The organism is Streptomyces sp. NPDC055239 (assembly GCF_053606205.1).
Genome location: NZ_JBSGRD010000002.1, coordinates 694,389 through 708,335, shown reverse-complemented (window position 1 = coordinate 708,335; position 13,947 = coordinate 694,389). Strand labels below are relative to the sequence as shown.

General features: G+C 71.2%; 8 protein-coding genes. 3 read left to right on the top strand and 5 right to left on the bottom strand.

Annotation, left to right across the window (positions count from 1 at the left end):
- Nucleotides 1-124: 124 nt before the first annotated feature.
- Entirely contained in the window at nucleotides 125-1,009 is an 885-nt protein-coding gene (locus ACWFRJ_RS09305) for an ATP-grasp domain-containing protein (RefSeq protein WP_453526237.1), read from the bottom strand.
- 210 nt (nucleotides 1,010-1,219) lie between these two features.
- Nucleotides 1,220-1,501 (bottom strand): hypothetical protein, encoded by a 282-nt coding sequence (locus ACWFRJ_RS09300; protein WP_453526235.1) that lies wholly within the window; start codon nucleotides 1,499-1,501, stop codon nucleotides 1,220-1,222.
- 256 nt (nucleotides 1,502-1,757) lie between these two features.
- On the opposite strand from ACWFRJ_RS09300, the gene ACWFRJ_RS09295 reads away from it, so the two are divergent.
- Nucleotides 1,758-3,455, top strand: coding sequence for a protein kinase domain-containing protein (locus tag ACWFRJ_RS09295; RefSeq protein ID WP_453526232.1), 1,698 nt, complete (start codon nucleotides 1,758-1,760; stop codon nucleotides 3,453-3,455).
- Between the two features lie 393 nt (nucleotides 3,456-3,848).
- Here the strand turns inward: ACWFRJ_RS09295 and ACWFRJ_RS09290 are convergent, their stop codons facing one another.
- The 3 genes from ACWFRJ_RS09290 to ACWFRJ_RS09280 all read right to left on the bottom strand — a co-directional run bounded on the left by ACWFRJ_RS09290 (nucleotide 3,849) and on the right by ACWFRJ_RS09280 (nucleotide 11,519).
- Nucleotides 3,849-5,087, bottom strand: a complete 1,239-nt coding sequence (locus ACWFRJ_RS09290) for an acyltransferase family protein (protein WP_453526229.1) — start codon at nucleotides 5,085-5,087, stop codon at nucleotides 3,849-3,851.
- Nucleotides 5,084-7,498, bottom strand: coding sequence for a glycosyltransferase (locus ACWFRJ_RS09285; RefSeq protein WP_453526226.1), 2,415 nt, complete (start codon nucleotides 7,496-7,498; stop codon nucleotides 5,084-5,086). The genes ACWFRJ_RS09290 and ACWFRJ_RS09285 overlap by 4 nt, the downstream gene beginning before the upstream one ends.
- A gap of 253 nt (nucleotides 7,499-7,751) precedes the next feature.
- Nucleotides 7,752-11,519: a S8 family serine peptidase gene (locus tag ACWFRJ_RS09280; RefSeq protein ID WP_453526223.1), complete on the bottom strand. Its 3,768-nt coding sequence runs from the start codon at nucleotides 11,517-11,519 to the stop codon at nucleotides 7,752-7,754.
- 230 nt (nucleotides 11,520-11,749) lie between these two features.
- Between ACWFRJ_RS09280 and ACWFRJ_RS09275 the strand changes: the two genes are divergently transcribed.
- Together ACWFRJ_RS09275 and ACWFRJ_RS09270 are read left to right on the top strand one after the other, a co-directional pair.
- Nucleotides 11,750-12,181: a CU044_2847 family protein gene (locus ACWFRJ_RS09275; protein WP_453526220.1), complete on the top strand. Its 432-nt coding sequence runs from the start codon at nucleotides 11,750-11,752 to the stop codon at nucleotides 12,179-12,181.
- The gene (locus ACWFRJ_RS09270) at nucleotides 12,178-13,908 is read left to right on the top strand and encodes a VMAP-C domain-containing protein (RefSeq protein ID WP_453526217.1); all 1,731 of its coding nucleotides are present in this window, start codon (nucleotides 12,178-12,180) and stop codon (nucleotides 13,906-13,908) included. Before ACWFRJ_RS09275 ends, ACWFRJ_RS09270 begins: the two co-directional genes overlap by 4 nt.
- Nucleotides 13,909-13,947: the final 39 nt, after the last annotated feature.

Genomic DNA, 13,947 nt, shown 5'->3' with positions numbered 1-13,947 from the left:
GCACGCTGCAGTTCCCGCAGATCTACTTGGCCACCGGACATGCCGGGCCGGTGGCTAGAGTCTGTCGGACTCGGGACTGGACATGGCGGCAGAGTATTCAGGCCCGTGGCACCACGTCCACCCATTACCCGGCGGCGACGAGGATCTCCTCGGTCACCGCGGGCAGCGAGCCCGGATGCAGGTCGAGGAAGAGGTTCGGCTCGACGAGTTCGAGCTCCATGACGCAGAGCGCGCCGCCATCCGCCCCATCGACGAGGTCAACCCGCGCGTACAGCAGCTCGGGCGAGCCTGGAACGGCGGCCAGCGCCCGCTCGGCGAGGTCGAGTTCGGCGGAGGTCGGCTGCCACGGCCGGAGGTCGGGATGCGGCATCTTCTCGTCGTCGTACGCCGCCCCCGGCGCGAGCACCGCGCCCTTCTGTACGGCGTGCAGGAACCGCCCGCCGACGTAGACGAGCGCGCGTTCGCCGGTCTCCTCGATGCGCGGCACATAGGGCTGCACCATCGCGGTCAGGCCCTCGCCGTGCATCCGCTCGATGTGCCGTACGGCGTCGTCGTACGCGCCCTTCTCGTACCGGGCGGCGAAGCGCGCGCCCGCCCCGGACGTGGGCTTGACGACGAACTCGCCGTCGTCCGGGATCTCCATTGCGTCGCCGGGCGCAAGATAGCGGGTCGGCACGACGGGCACTCCCGCCGCGGCGAGCTCGGCCAGGTACCGCTTGTCGGTGTTCCACCGCACCACGGACGCCGGATTGGCCAGGACGGTGAGCCGCGCGACGCGCCCCGCCCAGGCCACGAACTCGGCGACGCGCTCGCTGTAGTCCCAGGCTGACCGGATGACGACGAGGTCGAACCGCTCCCAGTCGACCCTCGGATCGTCCCAGGACACGGTGGCGACTTCGGCACCCGCCGCGCCGAGCGAGCGTGCCAGCCCGGGGAGGTCGCGGTCGAGGCCGGTCTCCAGCTGAGGCCTGCTGGTGACCAGGGCGATCGCGGGGCGGTCTGGTGACACGGAGGCCTCCTGGGTTCGGTGATCCGCCCCGCAGGCTAGCAACTTGTTCGGCGTGTCCCCGACAACGCCCTTGCCCCGGATCCCCGCGCGCGGAGGGGCACACGGCTCTGCGCACGCGGCGCCCCGGGGGAGCGAGGCGCCGGTGCCGCGTCCGTCCCGGAGGGGCCCGCAGAGCAACTCCCGGGACGGCGAAGGACTCAGGCGAAGGACTCAGAGGATGAAGACGCTCTGAGCCGTCTCCGTGTAGTACGTCTCGCCCGGGTAGACGAGCCACTCGACCGGGCCGCCGCAGTCGGGGCCCGAGTGGACCTCGGCGATGGCGTCGGTGTCGTTGGTCACCGATGACGGGTACCAGTCGATGGCGTAGCAACCGCTCGGGTCGACATGCCCGTTGCCGTTGACGGTCAGGACGCCCTGTGCCGCGTACGCCGATCCCGGCACCGCGACCGTCAGGGTCGCGGCGGCCGCGAGCACCCCCAGGCTCATGGCCATGCGTCGTCTCATCATGTTGAGATCCCCTCCACCGTGCGGACCGCTCCCGACGCGACCCACGCTCACATCACCCAAAGTAGGCGATCAGGCACGCCACGTATCCGGCGCGCGGAGGCGCTTGCCGCCAGCATGTGCGCCGTTCACTTCCCCTCACTTACCTTCACGTCCATTCACTGCCCGGTCACGCCACTCACGCACCACGGTCACCAATCATCCCAACTGCGCCTTTTGCAACGTGAGTTCGTATGATGCGGCCATGGCAAGTCACGGGGATCACATAGCGGGGCGCTACCGCATCACGACGCCGCTCGGGCGCGGCGGCATGGGCACGGTCTGGCGGGCACAGGACGACCTCCTGGGCCGGGCCGTCGCGGTGAAGGAGTTGCACGTCGACGCGGGGCAGTCGGCCGCCGACGCAGCGGGGCGGCGCGAACGCACGCTGCGCGAGGCGCGCACGGTCGCGCAGGTGAAGCACCCCGGCATCTTGGTCCTGCACGACGTCGTCCAGCACGACGCGCAGCCCTGGCTCGTGATGGAGCTGATCGACGGCCGCTCGCTCGCCGACCGGATGGCCCTGGAGGGCCCGGTCTCGCCCGCCGAGGCGGCCCGGATCGGCATCTCCCTGCTCGCCGCGCTGCGCGCCGCGCACACGGCCGGGGTCCTGCACCGTGACCTCAAGCCCGCGAACGTGCTCCTGGAGGCGGGGACGGAGCGCGTGGTGCTCTCCGACTTCGGGATCGCGCAGGTCGACGGCCAGACGACGCTCACGGAGACGGGCGCTTTCGTCGGCTCCCCCGAGTACACCGCCCCGGAGCGCATGTCGGGCAAGCGCACGGGCCCGGAGTCCGATCTGTGGTCGCTCGGGGTGCTGCTCTGTGCCGCCGTCGAGGGCGAGTCGCCGTTCCGCCGCGACTCGGTGGCGGGGGTCCTGCACGCCGTCGTCATGGACGAGATCAGGATCCCGGATTCGGCAGGGCCGCTGACTCCCGTCGTACGGGGCCTTCTTGAGCGGGATCCCGAGCGGCGGCTCGGTGCGGACGAGGCCGAGCAGGCGCTGCGCGGCTTCCTGGTGGAGGAGCGGATGCCGACCGTGCCCCGCACGCCGGTCGCCTCCAACTCCGCGCAGCCGCCGCCCCCGTCCGACGCCGCGATCGTGCTCGGCTCCGCCCCGGCACCGGCCTCGCGCCCCCGGATCCGTACGGCACTCCTGGCCGGCGCATTGGTCGTCGCCCTCGCGGCGGGCGGCACCGGCGCCTGGCTGATGACGCGGGACGACTCCGGTACGAAGTCGGAGGCGACGGGGAGCGGCGGCCCCGCGAACGAGGTGCGCGAGAAGGAGAAGACGACCGAGGAACCGTCCAAGTCCCCGTCCAAGAGCGCCGACAAGCCGAAGAACCCCGACAAGAAGATCCCCGACGCCCCCGAGCCGTCACCCGAAGGCACCGGAGAGGCGACCCCGGCCGGGACGAAGGCCCCCGACAAGCCGGGCGGCGGGTCCGCCGACGATCCGGCCCCCTCGGGCTACCGCACGGTCTCCGACCCGACGGGCTTCAAGATGGCGACACCCACCGGCTTCGTCCGCTCGTCCGAACCGCCCCGCGTCTTCTACAACTCGCCGGACAACCGCTTCCGCATCGGCGTCCACCCCCAACCGCTGGACCCCGAAGGTCCCCTCGCGGTGATGCGGCAGGCGCACAAGGACGGCCCGTCGGACTACCCCGGCTACCGCGACGGGTCGGTCCGGCAGACCACGCACAACGGCCACCCCGCCGCGGTCTGGGAGTTCACCTGGGACGGCGGCTCCGGCGACGGCGGGCCGCGCCGCACCTTCGACCTGAGCTGGGACGAGGGCGGCAAGATGTACGACCTGTGGGTTTCCGCACCCGCAGGCCAGGCCGCCGCGGGCGAACGCCACTTCATCGAGGCGCACCGGTCCTTCACGCGGGCGGGCTGACCTCCTTGAGCCGGGGCCTGCCCTCCGCATCTCGCCCCCCGCATCTCGAAAATACGAACAGGGGAGCAGTTGTTCCCTGGAACAGGTGATCGTTGCGTCAGGGATTGCATGTGACGCATGTGATTGACGATGATTACGGAACGCAAGCAACGGGCTGCAGACCGTAGTTGTCGCGTCCCCGGTCCATGTCCCATACGAGGACCGGGAGTTGCAAGAAAACCTGAGCACGTCCCACAAGGAGAAGCACCACCATGAACATCATCACTGACGTCGTCGCCGGTATCGCCCACTTCCTCGGCTGGCTGATCTGACGTCACCCGGCAGTTCTCGCAGCGACGCCGCCTCCCCGTCCCACGGGAGGCGGCGTCGCCGCGTTCGTGCAGCTCAGAGGCGTCAGCGTGTCGGATCCGGATAGAAGTCCCGCGCCGCGCCCTTGGCGTCCTTCGCCTTGCCGAGCAGGCTCGCCGGATACTCCACGAGCCAGTAGCTCGCCGCCCCGACCGCAAGGGCGACCGCGAAGACGACAAGCGCGGCGAGCGGGAACCCCGCCCGACCGGTGGGAACGAGGCCGGACTTGATGAGTTGCAGCATCACCGGCTCGTGCCAGATGTAGACGCTGTAGCTGATGAGCCCCACCGCCGTCACCCACCGCGCCCTCAACAGGCCGTGCCAGCGCACCTGTTCACGCGGACGGACGTGCAGCGTCGCGTAGAGCAGCGCGCACCAGAGCAGGGCCGCGAGCGGGTGGTAGAAGGTGTGGGCGAAGTTCTCCGCCTCGGAGACGTACGACAGGGCGTAGAGCCCCGCGAGCGCCGCCACCGAGAGCGGCACCGTCGCCCGCGCACTCATCCTGCCCCGCTCGCCGAGCGCCACGAGCAGCACCGCGAGCGCCATGCCCACGGCGAAGCCCCCGAAGCGGGCCTGCGGGCCGAAGTACACCGGCCAGTTGGTGTGCGGCACCCCGACGACGTAGTGCGCGACGGAGATCCAGACCAGCGGAAGCACGAAGAGCGCCGCGCACCCCGACAGGCACACGGCGACCCGCGCCCGCCGCGTCCCGAGCCCGCGGCAGACCCGTACCGCGAGCGGTCCCAGTGCGACGAGCGCCAGGTAGAAGGCGATCTCCAGGGAAAGCGACCAGGTGGGACCCAGGGTGTAGAAGATCCGCTCCTGGTCGAAGACGTGCGTGAACGTGAGGTGCCCGACCAGGTCGCGCCAGTCCCCCGGCAGCGTCGGATTGCGGCTTGCCCAGACGACGAGCACCGCGAGGAAGTACAGCGGCAGGATGCGGATCGCCCGCCGGAAGAGGAAGGTCTTCCCCGTACGGATCGAGCCTCCGTCGATGGCGGCGCGCGCGTACGACAGCGTGAGCAGGTACGCGGACATCACGAAGAAGAGGTCGATCACCTCGAGCGAGATCAGCGCGCCGAGCCAGGGGCTCTCGACCGGCGGGTGCGAACCGGCCGCGTCGTACGTGTAGTACTCCTGCCACACGTGGAAGAGGATCGTGCTCAGGGCGGCGAGGCCGCGGTAGCCCTGGAGTTCGAGGGCGCGCCCTCGGGAGGCGGGAGGCGGGGCGGGCGCCGGTGCCTCGGTCACCTCGACGGGCCGCGCGGCCGTCGGCGCGCTCACGTCCGCACCGCCGGTTCCGCGACAGCCGGTTCCGCGACCGCAGTCACAGCCGCCTCAGGAACAGCCGCACGCGGCGTCACCCGCCACTGCCGGTCGCCGAGTGCCTCCTTCAGATGCGCCTGGCGCGCCACCATGTTCTTGAAGTGGGTGTAGAAGAACGTCGACACGAGCAGGTAGCGCCAGAACCACGCCTTGCGGCGCCGCAGTTCGGGCACCGCGAGCCGCCACGCGAAGGCCGCCTGCACCACCCCGGCCGACATGGTGAACGCCGCCGCCATCAGGCAGACGGGCACCGCCCAGTCGAGCCGGTCGGCGCCGCCCGCGCGCCAGGCCGCGTGCACCAGGATCGGCAGGATCTGGAGCGTCAGCCACGGCTGGACCTCACGCCAGCCGAGCAGCACGAACAGGCCCGTCTTCTGCCGCCGCGAGTACGCCGGTGAACGCAGCGCGCCCCACAGGTGCCTCAGCGACACCTGGAGCCAGCCCTGCGCCCAGCGCGAGCGCTGGTTCCACAGCGGGCGCAGCATCGTGGGCGCGAGCTCGCGCGAGATGAGCGTCCGGTCCATGGCGATGCGCGCGCCTTCGTTCAGGGCGCGCATCGTGGAGTCGATGTCCTCGGTCAGCATCGAGCCGTGCATCCGGGTCCTCGCGAGCAGATCCGTGCGCCAGAAGCCGTTCGACCCGCCGAAGACCCCGAAGCCGTACATCCTGGTCCGTCCCGGATGGCTGACCGCGTAGATCGTCTCGAACTCGACGCCGACCGTCCTCGCGACCCACGAGCTGTCGCCGTTGCGGACCACGCAGTGGCCCTGGACGACGTCGTAGCCGTTGGACAGCCAGTCCCACGCGTGCCGGAAGGCGTTCGGGGCGGGGTGGTGGTCGGCGTCGAAGATGCCGACGAACTCGCCCTGCACCCGCGTCACCGCCGCGTTGATGTTCTGGGCCTTGGACGTGCTCCCGGCCACCGCGAGCAGCACCAGGCGCGGATCGCGGGCCGCCATCTCGCGCAGGGTGTCCTCGACGGGCAGCGGGTGCGGGGTGTTGTACGCGAGGACGATCTCCAGGTCGCCGGGGTAGTCGAGCCGCAGGAACGACTCGACGGTGTCGACGATGGTCGCGGCCTCGTTCGGCAGGTACGCGGCGATGACGGCGCTGGCGGACGGATAGGGCTGGCCAGGGCGTTCGGGCCGGGACGTGGCATCAAGGGAGAACAGGCACTCCAGCATGATGAGCAGCGCGGAGAGCACGAGTCCGGCCACCACCACCCAGTACGCGAACCCGGCCGCGTCCCAGCCCAGTTCGTACGCCTGCTGGTAGAGCAGGAACGGCACGCCCACGCCGAGTATCAGCGGAAGCACCGGGGACAGCAGCCGGGTGGCCCAGGTGAGCAGCAGCCGGAGTCCGGCGCGGGCCCGGCGGTGCGGGTGCGGGGCGCTCGTGCGCATCCACGGTTCGTAGCGGACCGGGCGCAGGTCCCGGTGGCGCAGCGCCTCGGACACGGCGTCCCGCGCGTGCTCGGCCGCCCACGCGTGGTCGGAGTGGTCGGCGAGCGGGGTCCAGCCGACGGCCGGGGTGAGCCTGACGTTCTCGTCGGCGACGACGAAGCGCGTCCCGGCCACGGACACGGCGAACTCGCGCAGGCTCCGCGTCGCCGTCTCCTCGTCGACACCGGGCATGAGCACGAGCAGCTGCCCGTCCTCGTCCCAGCCGAGCCGGTCACAGACACCACCAAGACGTTCCGCGACTCCGGCGAGCCGCTCGGCGACCTCGCGCCGTACGCGCGGACCGAGGCGTGTCTCCAGGGCCGCCATCTCGGCGACCCCGACCACGGCGAGTACTCCGCCGCGCCGGGCGGCGGAGGGCCGGCTGAGCTCGCGGTCGAGCTCGTCCATGAAGTGCGGCCCCGAGTAGAGGCCGGTGCGCGGATCGCGCAGCAGGTTCTCCACCGGGACCGGGACGCGGTGCAGCTTGGCCGCTATCCGCGCCGAGAGCTCGCGCGGGTCACAGGCCTCCGGCAGGCAGTCGTCGGCGCCGTGCCGCAGCAGGTCGACGACGGTGGCGGGGGCGTGGGTCCGGGCCGTGGTGACCATGAGCAGCGGGAGCGCCTGCCCGGCGGGGTCGGCTCGGACCTCGCGTATGACGTCCAGGCCCTGCCGCCGTCCGTCGGGGCCGTCGTCGAGGGCCACGATCGCGTCCGGTGGCGCCTGCCTGACCTGGCGGTGTACGTCGCCGGGGACGGCGTGGGTGACTTCGTAGCCGGTGAGTTTCAGGGTCCGGGTGAGCAGTTCACGGCTCGGGCCCGGTGCGCCGACGGCCAGGATGTGGCCTCCGGGGGCGGGAGCAGGCGTGGGTAGGGGGGAATGACTTTTCGGGCGCGCGCGAACACGCCCGGCGGGCGGTGAGAGAGACATCTGTGTGGTCCCATCCTGTTCGGATTGTGGGGGGAGGACCGCTTGAATTCGGTTTTCGTTGATACGCCAACTAACCTTGAATGCGGGCTAATTGGCCCCACCAGCCTCAACGATCACTGTGACACCGCACCTTCAGGGGCGTAACGCCCGCATTACGTCTGCGTGCAGTAAGTGAGCAGAGAGCGAGCGGAGAGCGAGCAGACCGGGCTGGGGAATTCCAGCCCGGTCTGCGTCTGAACCATTCCTTCGGGGTCTACCGCACCCCCACCGCCCGCACGATCTCCTGCGTCACGGAACCGCCCCGGTCGTCCTTCGCCGAAGCCCGCAGCGAGATGAATTCCGCGGAGCCCGGCACCTTCAGCTTCCCGTCCCACGCGGCCTTGCCGCCGTCCCGGTCCAGGGCGACGCTCTTCCAGTTCTTCCCGTCGTCATAGGAGACCTCCAGCTTTCCGCCCCCGATGGCGCCGGTGTCCACAGCCCCCTTCACGTATTCGGAGGAGATCCCGACGCCCACGGAACGCCCGCCCCGGACGTCCCCCGCGAGATCCGTGTCCACGTCGAAGCCGAGGTTCAGCAAGGGCAGGAAGGTCTTGCGGTCACCCGCCGTCTCCTTCGACTTGAAGGTCCACTCCGAGTGGCCCTTCGTGGAAAGCCGCCACTTCTCGGGGTCCAGCGTCGTGTCCGTCACGACCTTGTACGTCGTCAGCGCCGGATTCGCGTCCCACACGTACACACCCGAACTCTTGCGCTTGTCGACCAGCTCCCCGTCCGCGTAGACCTCACTGGTCTGCGTCATCGAGTCGTCGTTCCACACGTCACCGAATCCCGTGTGATCGGGCCCTGAATCACCCCACCCGGGCACATTGAATTCCAGCGTGTTCCCGTACCGCTGCTGCCCCCAGCCAAGGCCGGTGCCCAGCCACGGGTGCCACACGGGCTTGAACCAGTTCAGCTCGCCGTGCTTGCCGCCCCGGTAGCCGACCAGGCCGCTGCGCTCCTCCACCGCGCCGGGCCCGACCGACACCGACTCGTGCCACAGCTGTCCCGCCCCCGTGGACGCGTAGTCCGTCCGCTCGACCGGATAGTCGATCTTCTCCTGGAAGCCGATCCCGACGGCGAAGGTATCCGTGAGCGAGTAACGGAACTCTCCGCCCGCCACCGGCTTCACCGCGTGGAACTTCGTGTCAAGGACCGCAAGGTCGCGCTTGGAGGGCTCGTACGTCAGATCCCTGGGCACCGCCCCCTTGTGGCCCTCCGAGACGTCGTAGACATAGGGCGTGCGCGATGTCGCCGTCGTCTCCACGGTCCGGCCCGCCTTCGCCGCCGCGAGGAGCCGCGCTCCGTCCGCCGCGTCGACCGTGCCGATCTGCAACGGCCGGTCCGCGTTGTCGTCCGTACCGAACCACGCGTTGAGCCGCCCGGGTACGTCGTCCGTCACGAACAGCGCCTTCACGCCAGCATCCTGAGCGGCTTGAGCGATCTGAGCGGGCGTCACTTCAGAGTTGGCGGGACGCCGCACGATGACGGCCTTGCCCTTCACGTTCTTGCCCGCGTACTCGGCGGCCGTACCGCCGCCCGCATCCACGATCCGCAGCTTGCTCCGGCCGTCGGTCACCGTTCCGCCGGGCTGCGCGACCACCTGGCCGAGGCCCTTCACGTCCAGGGTGGGCTTGCCCAGGCGCCAGACGGTGCGGTACTCGAAGCTGCCGTCGGCGACCTTGGCCGTGGGCGCCGCGAAGATGCTGTCGTACGTGACCGGCACCTGGACCGCACCCTGCAGCACGGCTCCGTTCGCCCGGCGGTCGTACTCCATCAGGAGCTGGCGCGTCTCGGTCCGCTTGCCGACGTCCACACCGATCTCGCGCAGTTTCCGTCCGTCGAGCGTGACTTCACGGTCCCGGTCGAGGGCGATCTCGGGCGCGGCGAGGAAGCCGAGGCCGAGGGAGTCCTTGCCCTTGCTGCCGCGTACGTCGAGGAACGAGGAGAGGGCGTACGTTCCCGGCTTCAGACGCAGCTCAAGGGTGCCGGAGTTACCGACCTCCGCCTGGACGGGGTCGACCTGCTCGACGAGCCGCTGGAGCACCAGACCGGCTCCGGTCGCGGCACCGTCACGGTCCTTGACGTGGACGGTGAGCGTGTACCGCTCCTCCTCCTTGACCAGGCCGAACGCGGTGTGCGCGACCGGCTTCCCGGCGGCGCTCGCGACGATACGGCCACTGGTGTCGCCGACGGGCGCCTTCGCGCCGTCACCGGTCACCGTGGTCGACGCGGTGCCGTGCGCGGGGACGGTGAGCGTCTTGTCGGCGAGGGTCGCCACTCCCTCCGCCGCGCCTTCGGCGGCGAGAGTCAGCTCGACAGCGGCGTCGGACGAGTTGGTGTACGTCACCGTCTTCGTGACGGGCTTGTTGTCCCCGTACGGCCAGGAGTAGAAGCCGAGATCGGCGCTCCCGCTCGCGGTGATCTGCGCGTCGACGGCGCCCGGCACGCTGACACGGCCCGCGCCCAACTCGTATGCGGATGCGTCGAGTTGCGTGGACGTCGACATCAGCGCGTCCTTGAGGCGCGGGCCGCTCCAGTCCGGGTGCTTCTCGGCGAGCAGGGCGGCCACGCCCGCGATGTGCGGGGTCGCCATCGACGTACCGCTCATCTCGGTGTAGTAGCCCTCACCGCTCACGAGTTGGGAGCGGGCGGCGAGGATGTCGACGCCCGGTGCCGACAGGTCGGGCTTGAGGGCGTTGTCGCCGTAGCGGGGGCCCTGGCTCGTGAAGTAGGCGGCCTTGTCGGCGGAGTCGACCGCGCCGATGGTCAGCGCGGAGTCGGCGGCGCCGGGCGAACCGATCGAGGAAGGGGCGCCCGTGTTGCCCGCCGCGATGACGAAGAGGGCGCCGGTGTCCTTGGAGAGGGTGTTGACGGCGGCGGCCATCGGGTCGGTGCCGTCGCTCGCCTCCTGCGAACCCAGGCTCATCGAGACGACCTTGGCGCCGACGTCCTTGGCCGCCCACTCCATTCCGGCGATGATCTGCGACTCGCTGCCCGAGCCCTCGTCACTGAGCACCTTGCCCACCGAGAGGTCGGCGCCGGGCGCCACACCCTTCTCCTTGTTGCCTTCGGACTCGGCCCCGGTGCCGCCGACGGTCGAGGTCACATGGGTGCCGTGGCCGTTGCGGTCGGCGACCTCCTCGCCCGGGATGAAGCTCTTGGTGGCGTCCACGCGGTCCTTGAGACCGGGGTGGCCGATGTCGACACCCGTGTCGAGTACGGCGACCTTCACACCCTTGCCGGTGAGCCCGGCCTCCCAGGCCTTGGGGGTGCCGATCTGCTCGTTGCTCTGCGCCATGTCGGCCTCGACACGGCCGTCGAGCCAGATCTTGTCGATGCCGTCGGCGAATCCGCCATCCGAACCGGCCTTCTTCTGAGAGGCCTTGGTGGTGTCCGGTGCCACGTCACGCCAGAACGTGCCGGGCTTGTCCGCCTTCACCGCCAGGCCGCCCACGCTCGGCAGCGCGCGCACCTTGTCGGCGCCACGCGGTGTCGCCGGGCCCGCGTCCCGGCGCGCGCTCTTCTCCTGCGCACTCTTCTCCTGCGCGTCGTACGTGACGATGAGCGGCAGCGCGCCGCCCTTCTCGCCGCCCTTCTCGTCACCGAGCCCCTGCCGTATCAGCTCCGTCACGTCGAAGAGCCGCTCGTCGAGGGTGCCCGCGCGCAGATAGAGCCGCGCCTCGTCCGGTACGACGGTGATGCGGTCGCCCGCTATCTCGCTCCGGACGGCTCCGGTGGCCCCGGCGGGCCGGTCGACGGTCACGGTTTTCTTGCCGCCGCCGAGCTCCGTGACGGTGACCTTGTCGCCGGTCACCAGGGTGACCGTGTGGGCGGCGCGGGCGGCGGAGGTGGCGGGGGCGGCCCGTCCCTGCGGTGCGTCCACGGGGGCGGCGGTGGCGCTCTGCCCTGCCGGGAGCAGCGCGAACGCGAGGCCGACGGCCGGCAGGAGCCTCGCTCTTCGCCGGGCGGATGATCGGGTCATGGGTGCCCTCTCTTCGTCGGACCCGGGCGGGGGTGGTTCCCGGGTGCTGCGAAGAGTGTCAGGGGGCTTGTGTTGCAGGGGTGTTGACCGGTGCTGGCGGGAAGCCGCCAGGGCACCTTCCCGCCAGCCTCGTCCGTGCGCGTACGTTGCCGGAGTCTTGGATGACAGCCGTAAGCACTGTCCGCAACAATGCTGTTGGCAGGCACGCTGAGGGCTCGACGGGGGCATTGATGGACGATCTGGTGGAGTTCACGACCGACGACGGCACGCCCGTCGTCATGGCCGACGTGGACGACATGCACGGCTCGCACCTCGTCTCCCGTGGCGGCGACGGCCCTTCCCGCGCGGTCCACACCTTCGAGGAGTCGCTCGCCGGGGCACGCGCTGCGGCGGAGTCCGCGCTGCGGGTGTTCCGTGACGGCACCTTGCGTCCGGACTCGGTGGAGATCGAGTTCGGGGTCCGGATGTCGGCGGAGGCGGGCGCGGTCATCGTGAAGGGCACGGCGGAGGGCCACCTGGTGGTTCGCCTCGCGTGGACACCGGAAGGGCCCGCTGCGACGCGTGAAGCCGTGACGCGGGCCGCGGTGGCGGCTCCGGAAGCATCCGCAGCCCCGCCCGTGTCCGCGAACCCGCCGGAGGCCACCCCCACCACCACCCCATGAGCAGCGCCTCGTGGCATGCCCGCATCGTGTGCGGGAGTGAGATCGGGTCCGGCTTCCTCGTGTCCGAGCGGCACGTGCTGACCTGCGCGCACGTCGTCCGGAGCAGCGGCGACAAGCCCGTCACCGTCTCCTTCCCGCACCGCGAGGACCTCGGTGCGGTGTCCGCCGCCGTCGGCGCGCACGGCGGCTGGGACGGGCGGGGCGACGACCTCGGTGACCTCGCCGTCCTTGAGCTGGAACACGCGGTGCCGGTGCGGCCCGCCGAGTTCGCGGCGCCCGAGGACGCGTACGCCGAACCCCGCCCCAGGCTCCTCGTGTACGGGTTCCCCAAGGGCTACCGGGAAGGCACCATCGCCGAGTACCGCGCCACCGCCGCCCAGCGGATCGCCGACGAGTGGGTCCAGCTGGAGGCGTGGAGCGCGCACGGCCAGCCCCTCGCGCCGGGGTTCAGCGGCGCGGCGGTGACCCTCGCGGACAGCAACCGCGTCGTGGGCATGGTGTCGGCCGCCGCCCGCGCCTCGAGCGGCGTACGCAACGGACGGATGCTGCCCACCTCCGTCATGGCCCGCTACTGGCCCCCGCTCGGCGACCTCATCCCCACTCCCGGCCATCACCGGGCGGCGAAGGAACGGCTGCGCGCCCTGGTGGAACGTGCGGCGGCCAGCGGCGTCGCCCGCGACCCGGAGCGGCTCTACCGCGACGCGGTCGGCCCGTTCGACCCGCCGGTGCCGCGCGGGGGCTTCGGCTCGCTGTGGTCGGCGGCCTGGTACGTACTCTCCGAGGTGGACGATCCCGACGCGGTGACTCGCCTCGCCGACCGCCTCGCGGGCCTGCTCGAAGCCCCGGACCCCGCGGATCCCCAGGACCCCGCGCCGCCGACGCCCGGGGAGTCACCGGCCTGGTCCCCCATCCTCATCGAGATCGATCACAGCGGCGCGGGCGACGACCAGCTCCTGGTCGAGGTGTCCGCGTACCGCGAGGGCCTGCGCCACCCCGTCGGCTCGCACACCCTCGCCGCCGGGCACGTCCGCACGTACGTGCAGGAGCGCGTCGACGACGCCTTCTCCCATCTCACCCCCGGTACGGACGAGTTGCTGGCCTTCGTGCTGCCCCGCGCGCTGCTCAACTGGCCGGTGGCCCAGTGGGAGTGCGGCGCCGACGACCCGACGCCGCTCGGCTGCTCGTACCCCCTGGTCGTGACCGACCGGTCCCGCCACAAGGGCGGCCTGCGTCACCGCCTCACGCGGAAGTGGGAGCACTTGGAGGACCGCGACCGCCCCACGACCGTCCTGCACCGCGTCGAGTGCGGCACCCGGGAGAAGCCGAACATGCTGCGGTTCCGGCTGCGGCGTGACGGCGCGAATCTGGCGGGGTTCGCGGCGCCGCCGAGCGCCGCGCGCGCCGGGTCGGACGCCGACGTGACGCACTTCGACGTCTCGCTCACCGCGCCGGTGCCGGTGCTCCTGTGGCCGCGCACGGGCTGCGAGGACACCGGCCACGGGAGCGACATGGGCTGCACGGGATCCGACTTCCTCGACCGTCTCGCGGCCCATGTCGACGGCCACTCGCCCGCCGAACTCCCGCGTACGATCCTGACGTTGCGCGAGAGTGCCGAGGCGTCGGACGAGCCGGAGAAGCACTGGGCGAGGGACGTACAGCTCCTCTGGGACGACCCGCGCTGCTTCCCCGACACACCAGCCGCCCACCGCCACTCGCCAGTCGCCTGACCCGCCGTACGAATCCTGACCGCCGTACGAATACGGAGA

Coding starts and splice junctions, on each gene's coding strand:
- ACWFRJ_RS09300 (WP_453526235.1), bottom strand. CDS start 1,501: ATGGCCATGAGCCTGGGGGTGCTCGCGGCCGCCGCGACCCTGACGGTC.
- ACWFRJ_RS09280 (WP_453526223.1), bottom strand. CDS start 11,519: ATGACCCGATCATCCGCCCGGCGAAGAGCGAGGCTCCTGCCGGCCGTC.
- ACWFRJ_RS09295 (WP_453526232.1), top strand. CDS start 1,758: ATGGCAAGTCACGGGGATCACATAGCGGGGCGCTACCGCATCACGACG.
- ACWFRJ_RS09275 (WP_453526220.1), top strand. CDS start 11,750: ATGGACGATCTGGTGGAGTTCACGACCGACGACGGCACGCCCGTCGTC.
- ACWFRJ_RS09270 (WP_453526217.1), top strand. CDS start 12,178: ATGAGCAGCGCCTCGTGGCATGCCCGCATCGTGTGCGGGAGTGAGATC.
- ACWFRJ_RS09285 (WP_453526226.1), bottom strand. CDS start 7,498: ATGTCTCTCTCACCGCCCGCCGGGCGTGTTCGCGCGCGCCCGAAAAGT.